The sequence below is a fragment of the Streptomyces sp. NPDC059008 genome, assembly GCF_042749045.1.
GTDB lineage: Bacteria > Actinomycetota > Actinomycetes > Streptomycetales > Streptomycetaceae > Streptomyces.
In genome coordinates this window covers 210866-231609 of the sequence record NZ_JBHYJC010000001.1, presented here as the reverse complement: position 1 = coordinate 231609, position 20744 = coordinate 210866, and the positions used below count along the sequence as shown (strand labels likewise).

General features: G+C 71.4%; 13 protein-coding genes. 5 read left to right on the top strand and 8 right to left on the bottom strand.

Annotated elements, in window-relative coordinates; translation table 11 throughout:
- Positions 1–53 precede the first annotated feature (53 nt).
- From ACFWZH_RS01045 to ACFWZH_RS01030, 4 genes are all read right to left on the bottom strand, one after another.
- Positions 54–842 carry a DUF4232 domain-containing protein gene (locus tag ACFWZH_RS01045; RefSeq protein WP_384424156.1) on the bottom strand — a complete coding sequence of 263 codons (789 nt, stop codon included), beginning with the start codon at positions 840–842 and terminating at the stop codon, positions 54–56.
- Positions 843–971: 129 nt separating this feature from the next.
- A complete protein-coding gene (locus tag ACFWZH_RS01040) occupies positions 972–3002 on the bottom strand; it encodes a BTAD domain-containing putative transcriptional regulator (RefSeq protein WP_384424155.1) in 2031 nt (676 codons plus the stop codon).
- Between the two features lies 1 nt (position 3003).
- Complete coding sequence (locus ACFWZH_RS01035) at positions 3004–4299, bottom strand: M18 family aminopeptidase (protein WP_384424154.1); 1296 nt, start codon at positions 4297–4299, stop codon at positions 3004–3006.
- 279 nt (positions 4300–4578) lie between these two features.
- Positions 4579–6405 (bottom strand): acyl-CoA dehydrogenase, encoded by a 1827-nt coding sequence (locus tag ACFWZH_RS01030; RefSeq protein ID WP_384424153.1) that lies wholly within the window; start codon positions 6403–6405, stop codon positions 4579–4581.
- Positions 6406–6572: 167 nt separating this feature from the next.
- Here ACFWZH_RS01030 and ACFWZH_RS01025 point away from each other — a divergent pair, with 167 nt between their 5' ends.
- From ACFWZH_RS01025 to ACFWZH_RS01015, 3 genes are all read left to right on the top strand, one after another.
- Positions 6573–7046, top strand: coding sequence for an SseB family protein (locus tag ACFWZH_RS01025; RefSeq protein ID WP_030411509.1), 474 nt, complete (start codon positions 6573–6575; stop codon positions 7044–7046).
- Between the two features lie 131 nt (positions 7047–7177).
- Positions 7178–8131 carry a pirin family protein gene (locus ACFWZH_RS01020; RefSeq protein ID WP_384424152.1) on the top strand — a complete coding sequence of 318 codons (954 nt, stop codon included), beginning with the start codon at positions 7178–7180 and terminating at the stop codon, positions 8129–8131.
- 107 nt (positions 8132–8238) lie between these two features.
- A complete protein-coding gene (locus ACFWZH_RS01015; protein ID WP_384424151.1) occupies positions 8239–9393 on the top strand; it encodes an AI-2E family transporter in 1155 nt (384 codons plus the stop codon).
- Here ACFWZH_RS01015 and ACFWZH_RS01010 read toward each other — a convergent pair.
- Positions 9315–11486 carry a SpoIIE family protein phosphatase gene (locus ACFWZH_RS01010; RefSeq protein ID WP_384424150.1) on the bottom strand — a complete coding sequence of 724 codons (2172 nt, stop codon included), beginning with the start codon at positions 11484–11486 and terminating at the stop codon, positions 9315–9317. The two genes, ACFWZH_RS01015 and ACFWZH_RS01010, sit on opposite strands and share 79 nt — an antisense overlap.
- Positions 11487–11767: 281 nt before the next feature.
- Here ACFWZH_RS01010 and aspS point away from each other — a divergent pair, with 281 nt between their 5' ends.
- Together aspS and ACFWZH_RS01000 are read left to right on the top strand one after the other, a co-directional pair.
- On the top strand, positions 11768–13531 hold the full coding sequence (gene aspS / locus ACFWZH_RS01005; protein ID WP_384424149.1) for an aspartate--tRNA ligase: 1764 nt from the start codon (positions 11768–11770) through the stop codon (positions 13529–13531).
- A 143-nt stretch (positions 13532–13674) separates the two neighbouring features.
- Positions 13675–15420, top strand: a complete 1746-nt coding sequence (locus ACFWZH_RS01000) for a hypothetical protein (protein WP_384424148.1) — start codon at positions 13675–13677, stop codon at positions 15418–15420.
- Between the two features lie 130 nt (positions 15421–15550).
- On the opposite strand, the gene metG is transcribed toward ACFWZH_RS01000, so the two are convergent.
- The 3 genes from metG to ACFWZH_RS00985 form a co-directional block, all read right to left on the bottom strand.
- Positions 15551–17266 (bottom strand): methionine--tRNA ligase, encoded by a 1716-nt coding sequence (gene metG / locus ACFWZH_RS00995; protein ID WP_384424147.1) that lies wholly within the window; start codon positions 17264–17266, stop codon positions 15551–15553.
- 52 nt (positions 17267–17318) lie between these two features.
- Positions 17319–18797: an MFS transporter gene (locus tag ACFWZH_RS00990; protein ID WP_384424610.1), complete on the bottom strand. Its 1479-nt coding sequence runs from the start codon at positions 18795–18797 to the stop codon at positions 17319–17321.
- A gap of 239 nt (positions 18798–19036) precedes the next feature.
- Complete coding sequence (locus ACFWZH_RS00985) at positions 19037–20551, bottom strand: VWA domain-containing protein (RefSeq protein WP_384424146.1); 1515 nt, start codon at positions 20549–20551, stop codon at positions 19037–19039.
- Positions 20552–20744: the final 193 nt, after the last annotated feature.

Here is a 20744-nt window from a genome sequence, read left to right as displayed (position 1 = left end):
CGGGCGCCCTGGCTTTGGGGGATCTCGCCGGAAGGCGGCTCGGTGGAGCCGACTCACCAAGCGGTCGCCTCGCGCGGGTTCGCCTGCCAGTACGTCACCCACGCACTGTCGTCGACGTACACCGAGCCGCCCGGGAGCGCCACCTGCGCGGCGCCGCCGATGCTGCCCTTGCCGTCGCGGCCGGGAAGGCCGACGGACAGGCCGGTCACGGTCCTGCCGCCGCGGCCGGAACCGTCGGCGGAGGAGGTCAGCACACCGGCGTAGCCGGACTCGCCGGGGGCGAGGGCGACCAGGCCGTGTGGCTTGCTGTCCGGCAGCTCGGGGAGCGGGGACTGCGCCTGGCCGAACCGCAGGTTCGGGGCGAAGTAGAGGTCACAGGTGGCGCCGGAGGTGTTGGTGGCGACCAGCAGCAGATGGTTGACCGGCTCCTTGAGCGGCTTGGCGACGATCCGCACCGCGGCGGCGTCGCAGGCGGGGTGCCGGACGTCGTCGGCCCTGTCGCTCCTGCCCGCACCGCCGGTCCCGGCGCCCGCCCCGGTGGCGCCGCGTCCCGCCGACACCTGCTCCGCAGTGCCGCCGTCAGGCCGGGTACCGCCCTGTGCGGAGCCGTCCCCGTTCGCCGCCGGCTCCTCGCCCGCCTCGGCCGCCGGGTGCTCGGCGGTCCCGGGCGCCGGGTTGAACGGCTTGGCCGCGCTGGTCTGGAGCGGGTTGTCCTGGCCACCGCAGGCGGTGAGGGTGAGCGCGGCGACGGCGGTCAGGCCGGCCGCGGCGATCCGGAGCGTACGACGGCGGACGCCACGGGACGAGCGCGGGCTGCTGAGGTGGTCCTGGCTGCACGGCATGGTCGGTCTCCCCCGGGCGGTGGACTGGTGCGGTCGGTCCTGCGAGCTGTCCACCAGGTTGCCGCGCGCCGCTGCCGTGCCACTAACGTGCGCCTAACGTCCCCGCACATGAAGCGGGGTACGCACCGCTCAGCGGCGCCCCTCCCCCTCGTCGCCGGCGACGCCGCGGCCCTCCGCACCGCCCTTGCCGCCCTCCCCTCGCTCATCTCGCGCGAAGAGCTGGGTCAGCGTGCTGATCGTGTAGACGTCGGTGGCTTCCTCGTCCACCAGATGCATCTCGGCGAGCCGGTCCAGACCGTCCTGGGTGCGCTCCTGGTCGTACCCGGCCAGGGCCGCCGCCACCGAGGCGTTGAGATGCCCGTCAGCGCTGGTCGCCAGCGCCCTGAGCAGCCGTGCGTCGTCCGCCGACAGTCGGGCGACGGACATCCGCAGCGCCGCCGCCATCCCGGTGTCCTCCGCCGACAGCAGGGCCAGCCGCCGTTGTTCGTCGCGCAGCGCCGCGGCGAGCCGGGCCAGCCGCCAGCGGGGCCGGGCGGTGAGCTGGGCGGCCGCGGCCCGCAGCGCCAGCGGCAGACCGTCGCACAGGTCGACCAACTCGCGGGCGGCGGCCGGGTCCTCGGCCACTCGCTCCGGGCCGAGCATGGCGCCGAGCAGCGCCGCGCCTTCCTCGTGTCCCAGCGCCTGGAGTCCCACCGGCCGGGCCCAGTCCGTGGCGACCAGGCCGTCGAGCCGGCTGCGGCTGGTGACGACCGTGGCGCAGTGCGGGCCTCCGGGCAGCAACGGCCGCACCTGTGCCGAGCTGCGCGCATTGTCCAGGACGACCAGCAGCCGACGCTCGGAGACCAACGACCGGAACAGTGCCGAGGCGGCCTGGGCCGAACCGGGCACCCGCTCGGCAGGGGTGCCGAGCGCCAGCAGGAAGTCGCGCAGGATCTCGGCCGGCGGCGCCTCGTCGCCCTCGCCGAAGCCGCGCAGGTCGGCGAAGAGCTGGCCGTCGGGGAAGGCACTGGCGTACAGATGCGCCCACTGCACGGCGCAGGCCGTCTTGCCGACACCGGCCGGCCCCGCGACCACGGCGAGCGGGCTCTCGCCGGTCGTACGGTCGGTCAACACCTCGGTCAGGGCGCTCAGTTGCGCCTCGCGTCCGAGGAACCGGGCCGGCGCCCGGGGCAGCAGCCGCGGAGCCGCACCGGCCCGCCCCGAGCCGGTCCCCGGGCCGGACCGCGAACCGTCCCCGGCACCGCCGGCCGAGCCCGCAGACGTGCCCTTCGTGTCGGACCCACCGGCCGTGCCGGTGCTCTGCGCGGGCAGTGGCCCGCCGGGGCCATGTTTCACGTGAAACGCCGGTGCGTCCTTGGCGTCGTCACCGGTCCTGTGTGCGCCCGCCGCAGGCCGGGCGGCCGTACGCCCTCCACCCGCCGCCTCTGCCCGCAGGATCTCCTCGTACGCTCCGCGCAGCCGCTCGCCCGGGTCGACGCCCAGCTCTTCGTTGAGCAGCCGGCGGGTGCGGTGGAACCACTCCAGCGCGTCGGACTGCCGGCCCGTGCGGAACAGCGCCCGCATCAGCTCCGCGATCAGCCCTTCCCGCAAGGGGTGGTTGACGGCCGCGGAGTAGAGGATGGCGGCGGCCTGCTCGTGCTCACCGAGCGTGCCGTGGGCCCGTCCCAGCGCCTCCACCGCCGTCAGCCGGCGCTCCTCCAGAGCGTGCGCCGCGGCCGCGAACGGCGGGCTGGTGACCGTGCCGGTCAGCGCGGGCCCGCGCCACAGCCCCAGCGCCTCGCGCAGCAGCGGTACGGCATCGGCCGGCGCCGCCTCGGGGCGCGCCAGCGTCACCAGCTCACCGAACCGGTGGGCGTCGATCAGCTCCTCCGGCAGCCGCAGCAGATAGGCCGAGCCATGCGTGGTGAGCTCGATGCCGAAGGTCTGCGCCCCGCCCTCGGCGAGCGTGGCGCGCAGCCGTGAGACATGCCCCTGGACGACCGTTCGGGCATGCTCGGGCGGCTCGTCCTCCCACAGGGAGTCGATCAACTGCTCCAGTGGAACGGTGGTGTTGGGTTGCAGCAACAGCAGCGCCAGCACACTGCGCCGTTTGGCGGGCCCGAGCGACAGCTCCCCGGAGCCGGTCGTCACGGCGATCGGGCCGAGCAGTGAGAATTCCAACTCAGCCCTCCAGGAAGGCCGTCAGGGCGTTCGCCAGCAGGTAGGGGTCCTCGGCGCCGCACAGTTCGCGGGCCGAGTGCATGGACAGGATCGCCACGCCGATGTCGACCGTCGCGATGCCGTGCCGGGCCGCGGTGATGGGCCCGATCGTGGTGCCGCACGGCATCGAGTTGTTGGAGACGAAGCTCTGCCACGGCACACCGGCGCGCTCGCAGGCGGCCGCGAAGACCGCCCGTCCGCTGCCGTCCGTCGCATAGCGCTGATTGACGTTCACCTTCAGGATCGGCCCGCCGTTGGGCATCGGGTGGTGCCCGGGCTCATGCCGTTCGCTGTAGTTGGGGTGCACGGCGTGACCGGTGTCCGACGACAGGCAGATCGTGCCGGCGAAGGCGCGTGCCCGGTCCTCGTACGAGCCGCCGCGGGCGAACACCGAGCGCTCCAGCACCGTGCCGAGCAGCGGGCCGTCCGCGCCGGTGTCGGACTGGCTGCCGTTCTCCTCGTGGTCGAAGGCGGCCAGCACCGGGATGCTGGTCAGCGCGCCGCCGCTGGCGGCCGCGGCGGTCAGCGCGGCGGTACCGGCGTGCACGGACAGCAGGTTGTCCATCCGCGGTCCGGCGACCAGCTCGCTGTCGCGGCCCAGGTAGGACGGTGGCTCGATGCTGTGCACCATCAGGTCCCAGCCCTTGATGTCCTCGACCGGGACGCCGGTCTCCTCGGCGACGAACGCGATCAGATCGCCCTCGGCCACCTCGCCCAGCCCCCAGATCGGCGTCATATGGCGTTGCTTGTCCAGCTTGAGGCCCTCGGAGTTCACCGAGCGGTCGAGGTGCACCGCCAGCTGGGGCACCCGCAGCAACGCCCGGTCGACATTGACCAGCCGGTTGCTGCCGTCCCGCAGCGTCACCCGACCGCTGAGGCCCAGATCGCGGTCGAGCCAGGTGTTGAGCAGGGTGCCGCCGTAGATCTCCACGGCGATCTGCCGCCAGCCGCGGGCACCGGTGTCGGGAATCGGTTTGACCCGCAAATTGGGAGAGTCGGTGTGAGCCCCGACAATTCGGTACGGAGTCGCAGCGCTCACGCCCTCCGGCACGTACCAGGCGATGATCGCGCCGCCGCGCAGCACATACTTCCCGCCGCTCTCGCCGTCCCATGCGTCGACCTCCGCGACCTGCCGGAAACCGGCCTTCTCCAGCCGCTCCGCCGCGTTGGCGACCGCGTGGTAGGGCGACGGGCTGGCGGCTAGGAAGGACATCAAGTCGTCGGTGTGGCCGCGATCGAAGCGGGCGGAGTTGGTCATGGATTCAGCATAAGGAGCAAGGCCCCGCATTCCCCGTGCGCGTGCGACGTGACGCCGCTCCCTTCCGGCCAGGATTTCCGCGGTGCACGCCGAAAACCCCATGGAGTGAACGATTCCGGTCGCCCGGGCGGCCGCATCCGCGGTCCGGGCCGCGTGGCGGCACCCGGCGGACAGGACGGAGCCCGCCTCTCCGGGGGAAGAGAGGCGGGCTCCGTCAGTCTGAACGGCGAATCTGAGAGACCTCTAAGAAACGCCGCGGACCGGTCGCGGACGACGCTCTTAGAACGCGGCCTCGTCGAGCTCCATCAGCGACTGGTCGACGGACTCGGCCAGCTGCCGCTGCACGGCGACGCCCGGCAGGACGTTGTGGGCGTAGAACTTCGCCGCGGCGATCTTGCCGGCGTAGAACGCCTTGTCCTTGGAGGAGGCGTCCGCCAGCTTGGCGCTCGCCACCGCCGCGCCCTTGAGCAGGAGGTAGCCGATGACGACATCGCCCGAGGCCAGCAGCAGGCGCGAGGTGTTCAGGCCGACCTTGTAGATGGACTTGACGTCCTTCTCCGTGGCGGCGAGGTCGGTCAGCATGGCGCCGACGATCGCCTCCAGGTCGGCGGCGGCCTTGCCCAGCTCGCCGCGGGCCTGCTCCAGCTCCGTGCCGCCGGTGCCCTCGGCCAGGAACTTCTTGATCTCCTCGGCGAGGGTGTTCAGCGCCTGGCCCTGGTTACGGACGATCTTCCGGAAGAAGTAGTCCTGGCCCTGGATGGCGGTGGTGCCCTCGTAGAGGGTGTCGATCTTGGCGTCCCGGATGTACTGCTCGATCGGGTACTCCTGCAGGTAGCCGGAGCCACCGAAGGTCTGCAGGGACTGTGCCAGCTGCTCGTAGGACTTCTCCGAGCCGTAGCCCTTGACGATGGGCAGCAGCAGGTCGTTGAGCGCGTTCAGCTCCGAGGAGTCCTCGCCCGCGGCCTCCTTGAGCGCGATCGAGTCCTGGACGGAGGCGGTGTACAGCACCAGGGCGCGCATGCCCTCCGCGTACGCCTTCTGCGTCATCAGCGAGCGGCGCACGTCGGGGTGGTGGGTGATGGTGACCTTCGGCGCGGTCTTGTCCATGAAGTTCGCCAGGTCCGGACCCTGGACGCGCTCCTTGGCGTACTCAAGGGCGTTGAGGTAGCCGGTCGACAGCGTCGCGATGGCCTTCGTGCCGACCATCATCCGGGCGAACTCGATGATGCGGAACATCTGGCGGATGCCGTCGTGCTTGTCGCCGATCAGCCAGCCCTTGGCGGGGTGCTGGTCGCCGAACGTCATCTCGCAGGTGTTGGAGGCCTTCAGGCCCATCTTGTGCTCGACGTTCGTCGCGTACACGCCGTTGCGCTCGCCCAGCTCGCCGGTCTCCCAGTCGAAGTGGTACTTCGGCACGAGGAAGAGGGACAGGCCCTTGGTGCCCGGACCGGCACCCTCGGGGCGGGCGAGGACGTAGTGGAGGATGTTCTCCGACATGTCGTGCTCACCGGAGGTGATGAAGCGCTTCACGCCCTCGATGTGCCAGGAGCCGTCCTCCTGCTCCACGGCCTTGGTGCGGCCGGCGCCCACGTCCGAGCCGGCGTCCGGCTCGGTGAGGACCATGGTGGAGCCCCACTGCTTCTCGACGGCGATCTGGGCGACCTTCTTCTGCGCCTCGTTGCCCTCGGAGTACAGGATGCCGGCGAAGGCGGGGCCGGAGGAGTACATCCACACGGCCGGGTTCGAACCGAGGATCAGCTCCGCGTAGGACCAGATCAGGGTGGCCGGAGCGGTGGTGCCGCCGATCTCCTCGGGCAGGCCCAGACGCCAGTACTCGGAGTCCATGAAGGCCTGGTAGCTCTTCTTGAAGGAGTCCGGGATCGGCGCGGTGTTGGTCTCGGGGTCGAAGACCGGGGGGTTGCGGTCGGCGTCGACGAAGGAGTCGGCCAGCTCGTTCTCGGCGAGGCGGGCGAGCTCGGACAGCACGCTCTTGGCGGTGTCGGCATCCATCTCCGCGAACGGTCCGGTGCCGTACACGCTGTCACGGCCGAGCACCTCGAAGAGGTTGAACTCGATGTCGCGGAGATTCGACTTGTAGTGGCCCATGGGTACGGCTCCGTAAGGGTTCGGGAGAGGGCCCCAAGGGAGGGACCTCAGACGCAATACCGGCTAGTAGTTAAATGATGCTACCCGCGGGTAATAAGAATCAACCCCTTCCGCCCATCTGTGACGAGCGTCCCCCGGTGAATCGCCGACTCAGTACGCTGTGGCGCATGTACGGCTACGACCAGAACGCGGGTGCCGGGCAGCAGTACGGTGCGCCACCGCCCCCGCCGCAGCAACCGGCCCCCGGGGGCTATGGCGAGCAGCCGCTGTATCCCGAGCCGTCGCCGCCCTCGCTCGCCGACGCGGTGCGGGCCTTCACCACCGGCTCGATGTCGGCCGAGGACTTCCAGGGCATCTTCTCCACGTCCAAGGTCTATTGTCCGCGCGGTGACAACCCCGGCTTCCTGGCGCTGCACAACACCCAGCAGCCGGTGATCCCGATGTTCACCTCGCTCAAGGAGCTGCGGCGGTACGCGGGCAAGGAGTCCAAGTACTTCGTGATCACCGGTGCCGAGGTGCTCGACCTGCTGCCGACGGGTTACGGGTTCGTCCTCGACATGGAGGGCGATCACCGGATGGTCTTCGACGCGAAGGCCGTGGAGCAGATGGTCGACTTCGCGATGCGGCGGATGTACGGCTGACGGCGGCCGCCGAAGCGCCGCTCGATCCTCTTTCATACCAGCTTTCACCTGCGCAAACGCGGGTGGGAATGCCGCATGCCTTGCAGGTTGTTCAGGATTCAACTAAGTTGTGAGCGACCGAGGAGGCCGTCATGCCCGCTGTGACCGTTGAGAACCCGCTGACCCTGCCGCGCGTGGCGGCACCCGCCGAGGCGCACACCCGTCCCGTGCTGGCCGTGGCCACCGCTCCGAGCGGGTTCGAGGGCGAGGGCTTCCCGGTGCGCCGGGCCTTCGCCGGCATCGACTACAAGCACCTCGACCCGTTCATCATGATGGACCAGATGGGTGAGGTGGAGTACGCGCCGGGAGAGCCCAAGGGCACGCCCTGGCACCCGCACCGCGGCTTCGAGACCGTCACGTACCTGATCGACGGCACCTTCGTGCACCGCGACTCGCACGGTGGCGGCGGCGTCATCAACGACGGCGACACCCAGTGGATGACGGCCGGCTCCGGCCTGCTGCACATCGAGGCGCCGCCGGAGTCGCTGGTGATGTCCGGCGGCCTCTTCCACGGCCTCCAGCTGTGGGTGAACCTGCCGAAGAGCGACAAGATGATGGCTCCCCGCTACCAGGACATCGGCGGCGGCCAGGTCAAGCTGCTGACCTCCGGCGACGGCGGTGCGCTGCTGCGGCTGATCGCCGGGGACCTCGACGGCCACCAGGGGCCGGGCATCACCCACACTCCGATCACGATGATGCATGTGACGGTGAACCCGGGCGCCGAGCTGACCCTGCCCTGGCGCAAGGACTTCAACGCCCTCGCCTACGGCCTGGCCGGCCGCGGCTCGGCCGGCGCGGAGGGCCGCCCGTTCCGTATGGGGCAGGCGGTGGTCTTCGGGGCCGGAGACTCGATCACGATCCGGGCGGACGAGTCCCAGGAGTCGCGCAGCCCGAACTTCGAGGTGGTGCTGCTGGGCGGGCGGCCGATCCGCGAGCCGATGATGCACTACGGCCCGTTCGTGATGAACACCCACGCCGAGCTGGCCCAGGCCTTCGAGGACTTCCAGGCCGGCCGGCTCGGAACGATCCCGGCGGGCGAGCACTGACGCCCCGTCGGATCCGATGAGGGGCCGGGGCGGTGTTTCACGTGAAACACCGCCCCGGCCCGTTCCACGCCCCGCCCTGGGGCCGTTCGCCGTGGTGGACTGTCCGGGTGCGAAACGACTCGGATCAAGACTCGCGCGGCGCCGAGGGCGAACGGCCGCCGTCCGGCAAGCCGTTGCTGCCGATCGAGGCCCGCCGTGCCGCGGCCTGGTGCGGGGTGCTGCTGCTGATCGTGGCCGTGCTGGCCCTCGGGGTGTGGCTGTGCGTCGTCCTGAGCGCCGCGGTCACGCCCGTGCTGCTGGCGCTGCTCGGCAGCGCGCTGCTCGGACCGCTCTACCGGCGGCTGGTGGCGATGAAACTCAACCGCTCGCTGGCGGCCGGGCTGACCTGCGCGGTCCTGGTGGTGGTGGTCGGCGGTGCCGGATACATCGTCGTCAGCGCGCTGGTGGACACCGGCGACCAGATCATCGCCTCGCTCAAGGACGCCGCCAAGGGCCTCTCCCAGCACTTCGGTACGGCCGGCACCTCACTGGACGACCTCGCCTCCAACGCCAAGGAGCTGGTCAGCAAGTTCGGTGGCACCGCGGCCTCCGGGGTACTGGCGGGCGTCAGCATCGTCGGCCAGTTCCTCGCCGCCTCGGTGCTCGCCCTGCTGCTGACCTTCTTCTTCCTGCGCGACTCCGACAAGGCCGTACGCGCCCTGCACGACTGGGCGCCCGGCAAATCCGCACCCCAGCTGGAGCGGATGGCCCGCCGCGGCTTCCAGTCCATCGAGGGCTTTATGCGCGGCACCACCTTCATCGCGCTGATCGACGCCCTCTGCATCACCGTCGGACTGCTGATCCTCCAGGTGCCGGGCGCCGTCGGGCTGGGCGCGCTGGTCTTCGTCGGCGCCTACATCCCCTACCTCGGCGCGTTCATCTCGGGGGCGGTGGCGATCCTGGTGGCCTTCGCGGACCGCGGCTTCGTGATCGCGCTGTGGGCGCTCGGCGTCGTGCTGGCGGTGCAGGTGCTGGAGGGCCATGTGCTGCAGCCGATGATCCAGAGCCGCACGGTCCAGATGCACCCGGCGAGCGTGATGCTGGCGATCACCGCGGGCGCCAGCGTCGGCGGCATCCTCGGCATGCTGCTGTCCGTCCCGCTGACCGCGGCCGCCACCGGCGTGCTGCACGAGCTGCGCAAGCACTACGCGGCCGGCTCGGACTCCGACTCCGACGCGGGCCCCGGCGACACCGGGCCGGCCGCCTCCCCCGCGTCCTCGTAGAGCTCGAACCACGTCGACTTGCCGTTGCCGCGCGGGTCCACGCCCCAGGCCCCGGCCAGCAGCTCCAGCAGCACCAGCCCGCGCCCCGAGGACGCCAGCTCGCCGGGGCTGCGGCGGTGCGGCAGCTCATCGCTGCTGTCGGAGACGTCGACGCGGATCCGCCGCGCGCCCCGGGGGCCGGAGATCTCGGCGACCAGCAGCGCATCGCCGTCGGTGTGCATCAGCACATTGGTGACGACCTCGGAGACCATCAGCACCGCCGAGTCGACCTGGTCGGCGTCGGCCCAGTCGTGGAGCACGTCGCGGACCTGCCGGCGCGCCTCGGCTATCCGCCGCGGCTCGGCCTGGGCGACGGCGAGCACGGTGCGCCGTACGGGCTGCTGGGCCAGCGGGCCGCCGGTGCCCACTCCGCAGCTGGCGGCCTCGCGGCTCAGCAGCAGTACGGCGATGTCGTCCTCGCGGCGGTCCACCAGCGGTCCGGTGGTGTGGTGCGAGGACGGGCCGTGCACGGCCTGGACCAGGGCGTCGGCCAGCCGTTCCAGGTCCTTGTCGCCCTCGCCGACCTCATGCGCCTCGATGATGCCGCGCAGCCGGGCCCAGCCGGTCTCCAGATCATGACCGCCGGTCTCGATCAGCCCGTCGGTGCACACCACCATGGTCTCGCCGGGCTCCAGGACGAGCCGGGTGGTGGGGTAGTCGGTGTCCGGGACGATGCCCAGCGGCAGCCCGCCCGCGGTGGGCCGGACCAGCATCGTGCCGTCGCTCAGGCGGATCGCCGGATCGGGGTGGCCGGCCCGCGCGATGTCGAGCAACCCGGTCGCCGGATCCACCTCGATGTACAGGCAGGTCGCGAAGCGCTGATCCTCGCCGTTGCCGTGCAGTGCGGTCTCGTTGATCCCGGCCAGGAAGCGGGAGGCGCGCGAGAGCACCGCATCGGGATGGTGGCCCTCGGAGGCGTAGGCGCGCAGGGCGATCCGCAGCTGCCCCATCAGGCCCGCGGCCCGTACGTCGTGCCCCTGGACATCCCCGATGACCAGGGCGATCCGCCCGGACGGCAGCGGGATCATGTCGTACCAGTCACCGCCGACCTCCAGCCCGCCGCCGGTCGGTACGTAGCGGGCGGCGACCGTCATCCCCGGGATGTCGGGCTGCACCGTCGGCATCATGCTGCGCTGCAGCCCCAGCGCCAGCTCCTGCTGCTCCTCCTGCACACCGGCCCTGGCCAGCGCCTGGGCCAGCATCCGGGCGACGGTGGTCAGCACCGAGCGCTCGTCGGGCGTGAAGGCGACCGGCTGGGCGAACCCCGCCATCCAGGCGCCGATCGTCCGGCCCGCGTTGACCAGGGGCAGAAACGCCCACGACGTACGGCCGAAGCGGGCGGCCAGCGGCCAGGTGGCCGGGTAGCGGCGGCTGTAGTCCTCGGGCGTGGGCAGATAGATGGCCCGCCCGGTGCGGATGACCTCGGCGGCCGGGTAGTCGGTCTCCAGCGCCATGTTGAGGAAGGGCTTCTCGTCGCCGGGGCGGTGGCCGTGATGGCCGATGACCGAGATCCGGTCGCCCTCGATGCCGAAGACCGCCAGGCCGTCGGGCATGAACCCGGGCATGGACAGCCCGGCCGCCACCCGCAGCACCTCGGCCGTGGACCGCGCCTCGGCCAGTGCCCGCCCCGCGTCCAGCAGGAAGGCCTCGCGGGAGCGGCGCCAGTCGCCGGTTATCGGGGTGATCGGGGCGGAGGTGCCGGGCTGCGGCTCGGGCACCTCCTGGAGCGTGCCGACCAGTTCGAGGCCGCCGTCGACGACCCGGGGGCGGGCACGGGTGCGGACGATGCGCTGTATCCGCCCGCGCTCGTCCACGATGCGCAGCCGGGCCTCGGCGAGGGTCTCCTCGGACACCGCGAGCTGGATCACCCCGTTGATCTCGGCGAAGTCGACGGGATGAAAACGGGAGCGTACGGCGGCCTCGCTCAGCTCCGCCGGCTCGTCGGGGAGTCCGAGCAGCCGGGCCGCCTCGGCATCGAGGGTCACCCGTCCCGATGCGTTGTCCCAGCGCCACAGGCCGGTCGCGAGGGCGGCCAGGAGGTCCTTGGTGCGCATTGCATCACTTTATGTGTGTTTGGCGGAGCCCGACCAGTGAGCGGAATGTGACCGTCGTCCCCGCCGGGAGCGCCCGCCTCGGCCCGGCGAAGCGCTGATGCGTATATGTCAACGAAGGGGCGGGTGCCGGGACGGTAACCTGGAGCGGTTATGTCAATCCTGGGGTGGCCTTTCGGGTGACCGCCGGGGAGAGCGACCGGGCGTGCGAGCCCGTGTTCCGATCCCTCTCCTCCGCTCCCGTCAACTCCTCACCTCGACACTCGCGACGACTTGGATGAGCGATGCACCGGTACCGGTCCCATAACTGCGGCGAGCTCCGAGCCGCGGACGTCGACACGGACGTCCGCCTCAGCGGCTGGCTGCACAATCGTCGTGACCTGGGCGGCATCCTCTTCATCGATCTGCGCGACCACTACGGTCTCGTGCAGCTCGTCGCCCGTCCCGGCACCCAGGCCGCCGAGGCGCTGGACAAGCTGACGAAGGAGACGGTCGTCCGCGTCGACGGCAGGGTCGTCTCGCGCGGCGCCGAGAACGTCAACCCGGAGCTGCCCACCGGCGAGATCGAGATCGAGGCCACCGAGGTCGAGGTCCTGGGCGCGGCTCAGCAGATCCCCTTCACGATCAACGCCGACGACGGCGTCAACGAGGAGCGGCGCCTGGAGTACCGCTTCCTCGACCTGCGCCGCGAGCGGATGCACCGCAACATCATGCTGCGCTCGGCGGTCATCGCGTCCATCCGTCACAAGATGACGACCCTCGGCTTCAACGAGATGGCGACGCCGATCCTCAGCGCCACCTCGCCGGAGGGCGCACGCGACTTCGTGGTGCCCTCGCGTCTCCACCCGGGCAAGTTCTACGCGCTGCCGCAGGCCCCCCAGCAGTTCAAGCAGCTGCTGATGATCTCGGGCTTCGACCGTTACTTCCAGATCGCCCCCTGCTTCCGGGACGAGGACGCCCGTGCGGACCGCTCGCCGGGCGAGTTCTACCAGCTCGACATCGAGATGTCCTTCGTCGAGCAGGAGGACGTCTTCCAGCCGGTCGAGAAGCTGATGACCGAGCTCTTCGAGGAGTTCGGCAACGGCCGCCACGTCACCTCCCCCTTCCCGCGCATCCCGTTCCGCGAGGCGATGCTCAAGTACGGCTCCGACAAGCCGGACCTGCGCGCCCAGCTGGAGCTGGTCGACATCACCGACGTCTTCGCGGACTCGGCGTTCAAGGCCTTCGCCGGCAAGCACGTCCGTGCGCTGCCGGTGCCGGCCGTGCAGGACCAGCCGCGCAAGTTCTTCGACCAGCTCGGCGAGTACGCGATCCAGCACGGCGCCAAGGGCCTGGCCTGGGTGCGCGTCGGTGCGGACGGCGCGCTGACCGGCCCGATCGCCAAGTTCCTGACCGAGGAGAACGTCAAGGTGCTCACCGAGCGCCTCGGCCTGGAGGAGGGCCACGCGGTCTTCTTCGGCGCCGGCGACTTCGACGAGGTCTCGAAGATCATGGGCGCGGTGCGCGTCGAGGCCGCGAAGCGGGCCGGCCACTTCGAGGAGAACGTCTTCCGCTTCTGCTGGATCGTCGACTTCCCGATGTACGAGCGGGACGAGGAGACCGGCAAGATCGACTTCTCCCACAACCCCTTCTCCATGCCGCAGGGCGGTATGAAGGACCTGGAGGAGAAGGACCCGCTGGACATCCTGGGCTGGCAGTACGACATCGTCTGCAACGGCGTCGAGCTGTCCTCCGGCGCGATCCGGAACCACGAGCCCGACATCATGATCAAGGCCTTCGAGATCGCGGGCTACGACCGTGAGACCGTCGAGGAGAAGTTCGCGGGCATGCTGCGCGCCTTCCGCTTCGGCGCCCCGCCGCACGGCGGTATCGCCCCCGGCGTCGACCGCATCGTCATGCTGCTCGCGGACGAGCCGAACATCCGCGAGACCATCGCGTTCCCGCTGAACGGCAACGCGCAGGACCTGATGATGGGTGCGCCGACGGAGCTGGAAGAGGTACGGCTCAAGGAGCTGCACCTGAACGTCCGCAAGCCACAGGTGAAGTAGGCGTCACCCGCGGGGCCGGGCCTCGAACAACGCGCTGAGGGTGGTGTTTCACGTGAAACACCACCCTCAGCGCGTGTGAGCCGGGTGCTCCAACCGCACCACACGTGTGGCCGGGCTCTTGCACCGCACGCAGGGTGGTGCTCATGCAGCAAGCCAGCCTCCTCCCCCGTGCGCCCGGCCTCGTCTCACGGCCCCGTACGGCGCACTTCGCCCAGGTCCGCGACCTGCCCTGGCTCATCGCCCTGGCCGTCGTCTTCACCGCCGGCCAGCTCTACCTCGCCCTCACCACGCCCGGCCTGGGATGGGACGAGACGGTCTATGTCAGCCAGGTCGACGCCCACGCCCCGGCCGCGTTCTTCAGCGCCCCGCGCGCCCGCGGCGTCACCCTCCTCCTCGCCCCGGCCGCCGTCCTGACGACATCGGCCACCGCCCTGCACTGCTACCTCGCGGTGCTCTCCGGCGCCACGTTCCTGCTCACCCTGTGCCTCTGGCGGCGTCTGCTGCCCGCTCCCGTGCCGGCCCTGGGCGGCGCGCTCTTCGCCGGTCTGTGGGTCACGCTCTTCTACGGTCCGCAGGTGATGCCCAACCTGTGGACCGGCTACGCCGCACTCGTCGCCACCGGCTGCTTCCTGTTGGCCGTACGCCAGCCGTCGGCGCAGCTGGCTCCGCAGGCCGGCCGGGGCGCGGCGGTGGGCGTCGCCGCCGCGGTGGCCCTGGCCGCGCTGATGCGGCCCCTCGACGGGGTGTGGCTGGCCCTGCCGCTGTTCGCCGCGGCGGTGTGTGTACCGGCCTGGCGGCGCTCGACGGTGCTGCTGGCGATCCCGGCCGGTCTAGCCCTCGGATGTGCCGAGTGGGTCGTGGAGGCGTATGTGTCCTACGGCGGGCTGGTGGAGCGGCTGCGCCAGGCCGGGGGGATCCAGGGCGGCCTGGGCTGGCACCCGTCCTTCGGCGACCACGCACGGGCGCTGCAGGGCAAGACGCTGTGCCGCCCCTGCGACATGGACTGGACGTACCCGGTGACGGCGGGCTGGTGGTTCGCGCTGCCGCTGGCGGTCGCCGGGGCGGTGTGGGCGTCGGCCCGCGCCCGCGAGCCCGGCGGCACGCTGCACCGGTACGGTCCGGTCTGGCCGACGCCGCGCGGCCGCGAGCCCGGCGGTCGTCGCGAACTGGGACTGGAGCCCGTGCGGATGGACACCTTCGGGCTGCATCCCCTCCGGGCGGTCGGCCTCGGGCTCGACGGCGCGCTGCAGCCGCATACGCCGGTCTGGCCGCCGAGCCTGCGCGACCCCGGCGGCGCACGGCACCGCTACGGTCCGGGCCCCATCGCCCTCCCGGCGCTGGTCGGCCTCTGCCTCGCCGCCCCCTACCTGCTGACGGTGGACTACGCCGCGCCGCGCTTCCTGCTGCCCGCCTACGCCCTGCTGTTGCTGCCCGCCGCGTGGTTCTTGTACTGGATGACGCTGCTGCCCCGCCGCCGGCGCGCCTGGGCGGTCGCCGTGCTGGCCATCGCGCTCCTCGGCCACGAAGCGATGCAACTGGCGATCGTGCACAAGATGCAGCGGGGAACCGCACGCGCGCAGGCCGACATCGGCCGGATCGGCGATACGCTGCGCGCCGCCGGCGTACGGCCACCGTGCGCGGTGAGCGGCGAGGAGGCGGTACGGGTGGCGTACCAGCTCGGCTGCGCCTCCCGGCAGCCCGGCGGGCACGACGCCAGCATCACCCCCGCCGGCCTGACCCGGCTGGGCGCCCGCAGCCCCGCCGCCGTCGTCCTGGCCGCCGGCGAGGCGCCGCCGGGCTACGCCCGCGGCTGGCGACCGATCCGCCTCCCGTCGACGCCGGGCCTGAAGCGGCTGAACGCCTACGTGTCCCCGGCGGCCCGGCCCTGAGCGGGCGCCGCGCCTCCCGGCGAGCGACCGCCCGGCCCCGAGGACCGGACGGGCGCGCGTATGCCGTACTCGTCCGTGCCGACCACACGGCCGGACTGTCGCAGCTGCCGTGCTCAGTGCACCGGCGTGCCTACTGCTCCGCGCCGCCGAAGCGCTCGCGGTAGGACTCCAGGTCCTCTTCGGTGATCTTCGCGAAGAGCACCGGCGGCACCGTGAACGGGACACCGGCCGGCACCGAGGCCAGCGCCTTCGCCTCGTCCTGCGAGACCCACACCGCGGTGTCGTTCTCCAGCGCGAACGCGCCCCGCATCGCCTTCGCCGTCGCCGGAATGAAGGGCTCGGAGACCACCGCGTACAGATGGATCAGGTTCATCGCGGTGCGCAGCGTCAGCGCCGCCGCGTCCTTGTCGGTCTTGATCTCCAGCCACGGGGCCTTCTCCTCCAGGTAGGAGTTGCCCGCGCTCCACAGGGCGCGCAGCGAGGCGGCCGCCTTGCGGAACTGCAGGGCCTCCATGTGGCCCTCGTACTCCGCCAGCAGCCCGGCGATCTCCTCGCCCAGCTTCTGCTCCGCGGCCCCGGCCTCGGCGCCCGCGGGCACCTCGTCGCCGAAGCGCTTACGGGAGAACGACAGCACCCGGTTGACGAAGTTGCCGAGCGTGTCCGCCAGGTCCTTGTTGACGGAGGACGCGAAGAGCTCCCAGGTGAAGGAGGTGTCGTCCGACTCGGGGGCGTTGGCGATCAGGAAGTAGCGCCAGTAGTCGGCCGGCAGCAGCTCCAGCGCCGCGTCCGTGAAGATGCCGCGCCGCTGGGAGGTGGAGAACTTCCCGCCGTAGTAGTTGAGCCAGTTGAAGGCCTTGAGGAAGTCGACCTTCTTCCAGGGCTCGCGGGTCCCCAGCTGCGTCGCCGGGAACATCACGGAGTGGAACGGGACGTTGTCCTTGGCCATGAACTCCGTGTAGCGGACGTCGTCGGCCTCGTACCACCACGACTTCCAGTCGCGCTCCTCGGGCGCGACGTCCGCCCACTCCTTCGTCGAGCCGATGTACTCGATCGGGGCGTCGAACCAGACGTAGAAGACCTTGCCCTCGGCCGCCAGCTCCGGCCACACATCGGCCGGCACCGGAACGCCCCAGTCCAGGTCACGGGTGATCGCCCGGTCCTGGAGGCCCTCCGTCAGCCACTTGTGCGCGATGGAGGAGGCGAGCGTCGGCCACTCCTTGCTGCCGTTGCCCTCCAGCCAGCCCTCGACCTCGTGCTGCAGCTTCGACTGGAGCAGGAAGAGGTGCTTGGTCTCCCGCACCTCGAGATCACCGCTGCCGCTGATCGCCGAGCGGGCGTCGATCAGGTCGGTCGGGTCCAGCACCCGGGTGCAGTTCTCACACTGGTCGCCGCGCGCCTTGTCGTAGCCGCAGTGCGGGCAGGTGCCGACGATGTAGCGGTCGGGCAGGAAGCGGTCGTCGGTGACCGAGAAGACCTGGCGGATCGCCCGCTCCTCGATGAAGCCGTTCTCGTGCAGCTTGCGCGCGAAGTGCTGGGTGAGCTCGACGTTCTCCGGCGACGAGCTGCGCCCGAAGTAGTCGAATTCCAGGCCGAAGCCCTCGTAGATCGCCTTCTGCTTGTCGTGCTGCTCCGAGCAGAAGGCGTCGACGGACTGACCCGCCTCCTTGGCCGCCAGCTCGGCGGGCGTCCCGTGCTCGTCCGTCGCGCAGATGTAGAGCACGTCGTGCCCGCGCTGCCGCAGATACCGGGAGTAGACGTCCGCCGGGAGCATGGACCCCACCATGTTGCCCAGGTGCTTGATCCCGTTGATATACGGAAGGGCGCTGGTGATGAGGTGTCGAGCCATTGCCGGCTGCTCCCAAGTCGCTACGGTGAGTGAGGATTTGCTTTACGGAACGTCAATATCGTACTGGACGGGTCGGGGGCTCCGGCGCGGGCTTTTCCGGGAGCGCGGAGGCGGGGCCGGGCGCCTTCACCATCGTCCCGGCGACCAGGGCGGCGACCAGCATGATCACCGACCCGGTCCCGACGGCCGCGGTGAATCCGTGCACCACCCCGTCCTTGACCAGGCCCTCCCGGACCGCCGGGGGGAGCTGATGCCCCGCGCTCCGGCGGGCCGCCTCGGCCAGCCGGTCCGCGAGGTAGGCCGCACTCGTCGACGTGGCGATCGTGTTCAGCAGCGCCGTACCGATCGAACCCCCGACCTGTTGTGCCGTGTTGACCGTCGCGGACGTGACTCCGGAGTCCTGCCGTGCGACCCCCGTGGTGGCCGTCGCCATCACCGGCATGAACGTCAGCCCCATCCCCAGCCCGACGAGGAGTTCCGCCGGCAGGACATGGGAGACGTACGCCGGCCGGGCGGTCAGGAACGTCAGCGTGAACAGCCCGGCGGCGGCGAGCAGCGCACCCGGGACCATCAGGAACCGCGGCGGGACGCGGTGCAGCAGCCGCGCCGATATCTGCGTCGACCCGACCACGATCGCCGCCACCATCGGCAGGAAGGCCAGTCCGGCCCTGACCGGCGAATATCCGAGCACGGTCTGGAAGTAATAGGTCAGGAAGAGGAACATCCCGAACATCGCGATCACCACCAGCGCCATGGTCAGGAAGGCGCCGCCGCGATTGGTGTCCCGCACGATGTGCAGTGGCAGCAGGGGATGCCGCGCCCGCGTCTGCCACCACGCGAAGACGGCCAGCAGCGCCGCGCCCCCCGCCAGCAACCCCACGACCCGTCCGTCCCCCCACCCCCGAGGCTGCGCCTCACTGCACCCGTAGACGATCGCCACCAGGCCGCCGCACCCCAGCACGGCACCCGGTACGTCCAGGAAGACCCGCTTCCGCTCCGGCCGGTCCCGCAGGAACACCGCCGCTCCCGTGAGGGCGACCAGGGCGACCGGCACATTCACATACAGACACCAGCGCCAGTCCAGGTACTCGGTCAGCAGCCCACCCGCGATCAGCCCGATGGCCGCGCCGCCACCCGCGATGGCCCCGTATATCCCGAAGGCCTTGCTGCGCTCCTTGCCCCGCGGGAACGTCGTGGTCAGCAGCGACAACGCGGACGGCGCCAGCAGCGCGGCGAACGCCCCCTGCAGCGCCCGCGCCCCGAACAGCAGTCCGGAGCCGGTGGCCGCACCGCCCAGCCCCGACGCGACGGCGAACCCCACCAGCCCGATCATGAACGTGCGCTTGCGCCCCACGAGATCGGCGATCCGCCCGCCGAGCAGCAGCAGCCCGCCGAACGCGAGGGTGTAGGCGGTGATCACCCACTGCCGGTCGGCGTCCGACATCCCCAGGGCCCGCTGGGCCGACGGCAGCGCGATGTTCACGATGGTCGCGTCCAGCACCACCATCAACTGCGTCGTCGCGATCACCACCAGCGCCCACCAGCGCCGGGGGTCGGGCTCCGCCGACGCGGCCCATCTGGGCGTCCCGGACCCGGGAGGCGGCGCGGCACCTCCCGCTCCGCGCAGGTGCTTCACGCATTCAGCCTAGGGAGCGGGGACACGGCTCGCCTGCTGTGCCGCCGCTGCCGTGGTCTCGGGGAAGGCGTCGGCCGCGGCGGGCCGTGGGGCCCGGCCGCGGCCGGTGGGGTGCTGGTGGTGGTGCCCGCGGGTCAGTTGTCCTTGAGGACGCCGGCGGCGCGGGCCTCGATGAGCCACTCGGGGAACTCGACCATCAGCTGCTGGTAGAGCTCGTCGTGGGAGAGGCTGCGCGGGTCGCGTCCGGCGTGGAAGAAGCCGGCGTTGTCGACGGCGCGCTTCTCCGGGACGGCCAGGTCGTCGAGCTTGCGCAGGAAGTCGAAGCCCTTGGCCTCCGGGTCGCCGAAGCCGATGAACTGCCAGAAGATGGGCAGTTCGGCGGCCTCGCACAGGGCCCGCTCGGCGGCCGGCTTGGAGGTCGGGGCGCCGTCGGTCTGGAAGATGACGAAGGCCGGGGCGGTGCTGCCGGACTTCTTGTAGTGCTCGACGACGGCGTTGACGGCCCAGTGGTAGTTGGTGCGGCCCATGTGGCCGAGGCCGGCGTGCAACTCCTCGATGCGGCCCTCGTAGTTGGTGAGGTCGATCTCGGCGGTGCCGTCGACGTCGGTGGAGAAGAAGACGACGGGGACGGTGGCGTCGTCGTCGAAGTGGGCGGCGAGGCCGAGGGCCTGTTCGGCGAGGTTCTGGACCGTGCCGTCCTTGTAGTAGTTGCGCATCGAGCCGGAGCGGTCGAGGACCAGGTAGACGGCGGCGCGCTGGGTGCCGAGGCCGTGCTTCTCCAGCGTGGTGCCGGCGGACTTGTAGAGGCTGACCAGGGCGGGTGCGGTGGCGGCCAGGGCGTTCTCGGTGCCCTTGGTGGCCTCGGGGCTCTTGGTGCCCTTGGTGTCCGCGGGGCTTTCGACGGCCTCGCTGGTCTCGGCGTCCGCGGTCTTGGCGTCCGCGTTCTTGGCGGGCTCCGCCGCCGCCTCGGCCTCGACCTGCGGCTCCGGCTGGGGCTCAGGCTGGGCCTCCGGCTCCGGGGCGGCCTCTGCGGTCGGCTCCTCTGCCGGGGCGGCCTCTGCGGTCGGCTCGTCCTCGGCCTCGGCGGGGGCCTCGGCGGGGGCCTCGGCCTCAGCGTCCTCCTTCGCCTCGGCCTTCGCCTCGTCCACGGCCGGTACGGATTCCGTGACGGATTCCGTGACGGATTCCGTGGCGGACTCGCTGGACGCCGGCGCCGCCGGGCCCGGGTTGTCGAAGGCCTGGCTCACGAGTGCGGAGACGGTGTCGGCCTTGTCCGCGGACGCGGTCTCGGGCTCGTCGTCGGCCGCTTCCGCCGTGGGCGCCTCGTCGGCGTCGCCGGTGGACTCCTCGCGTACGGACGGCGTCTCGGTCCGTACGGGCGTCTCCGCGCGGTCCACCGGGCTGCTCTGGGCCGGCAGGCTCGCGGTCGTCGGCGCCGGGCTCGGGGCCGCGTCCGAGGTCTCCGGGGGCGCCGTGCGGGCGGCGGGGACTTCGGCCTCCGGGGCGGGGGCCGGGGTGGCTTCCTCGCGGGCCTCGGGAATGGTCGCGGACTCCGGCTTGTCGGCCGTGCCGCTCGGGGCCGCGCCGGATTCTTCACGGGTCGCCTTGGAGCGACCGAAAGCGTTGCGCAGCAGACTCCGAATGCCCATCGGCGAACCTCTCTTGCGTGTGGTGGGTGCGGCGTATGTCCGTGAAGCGCGGACATGTCCCTGACCAGGACGGATACGTAAGCGTAGCGGCCGGGACCGGCCTCATCGTGGGACCCCGCGCCTTGCGTGGTGGGCTATCCGGGGGGTATCGCCGGGGAGGGGGTTTCAGCCAGGCCGCCGGCGTCCTGGCTGT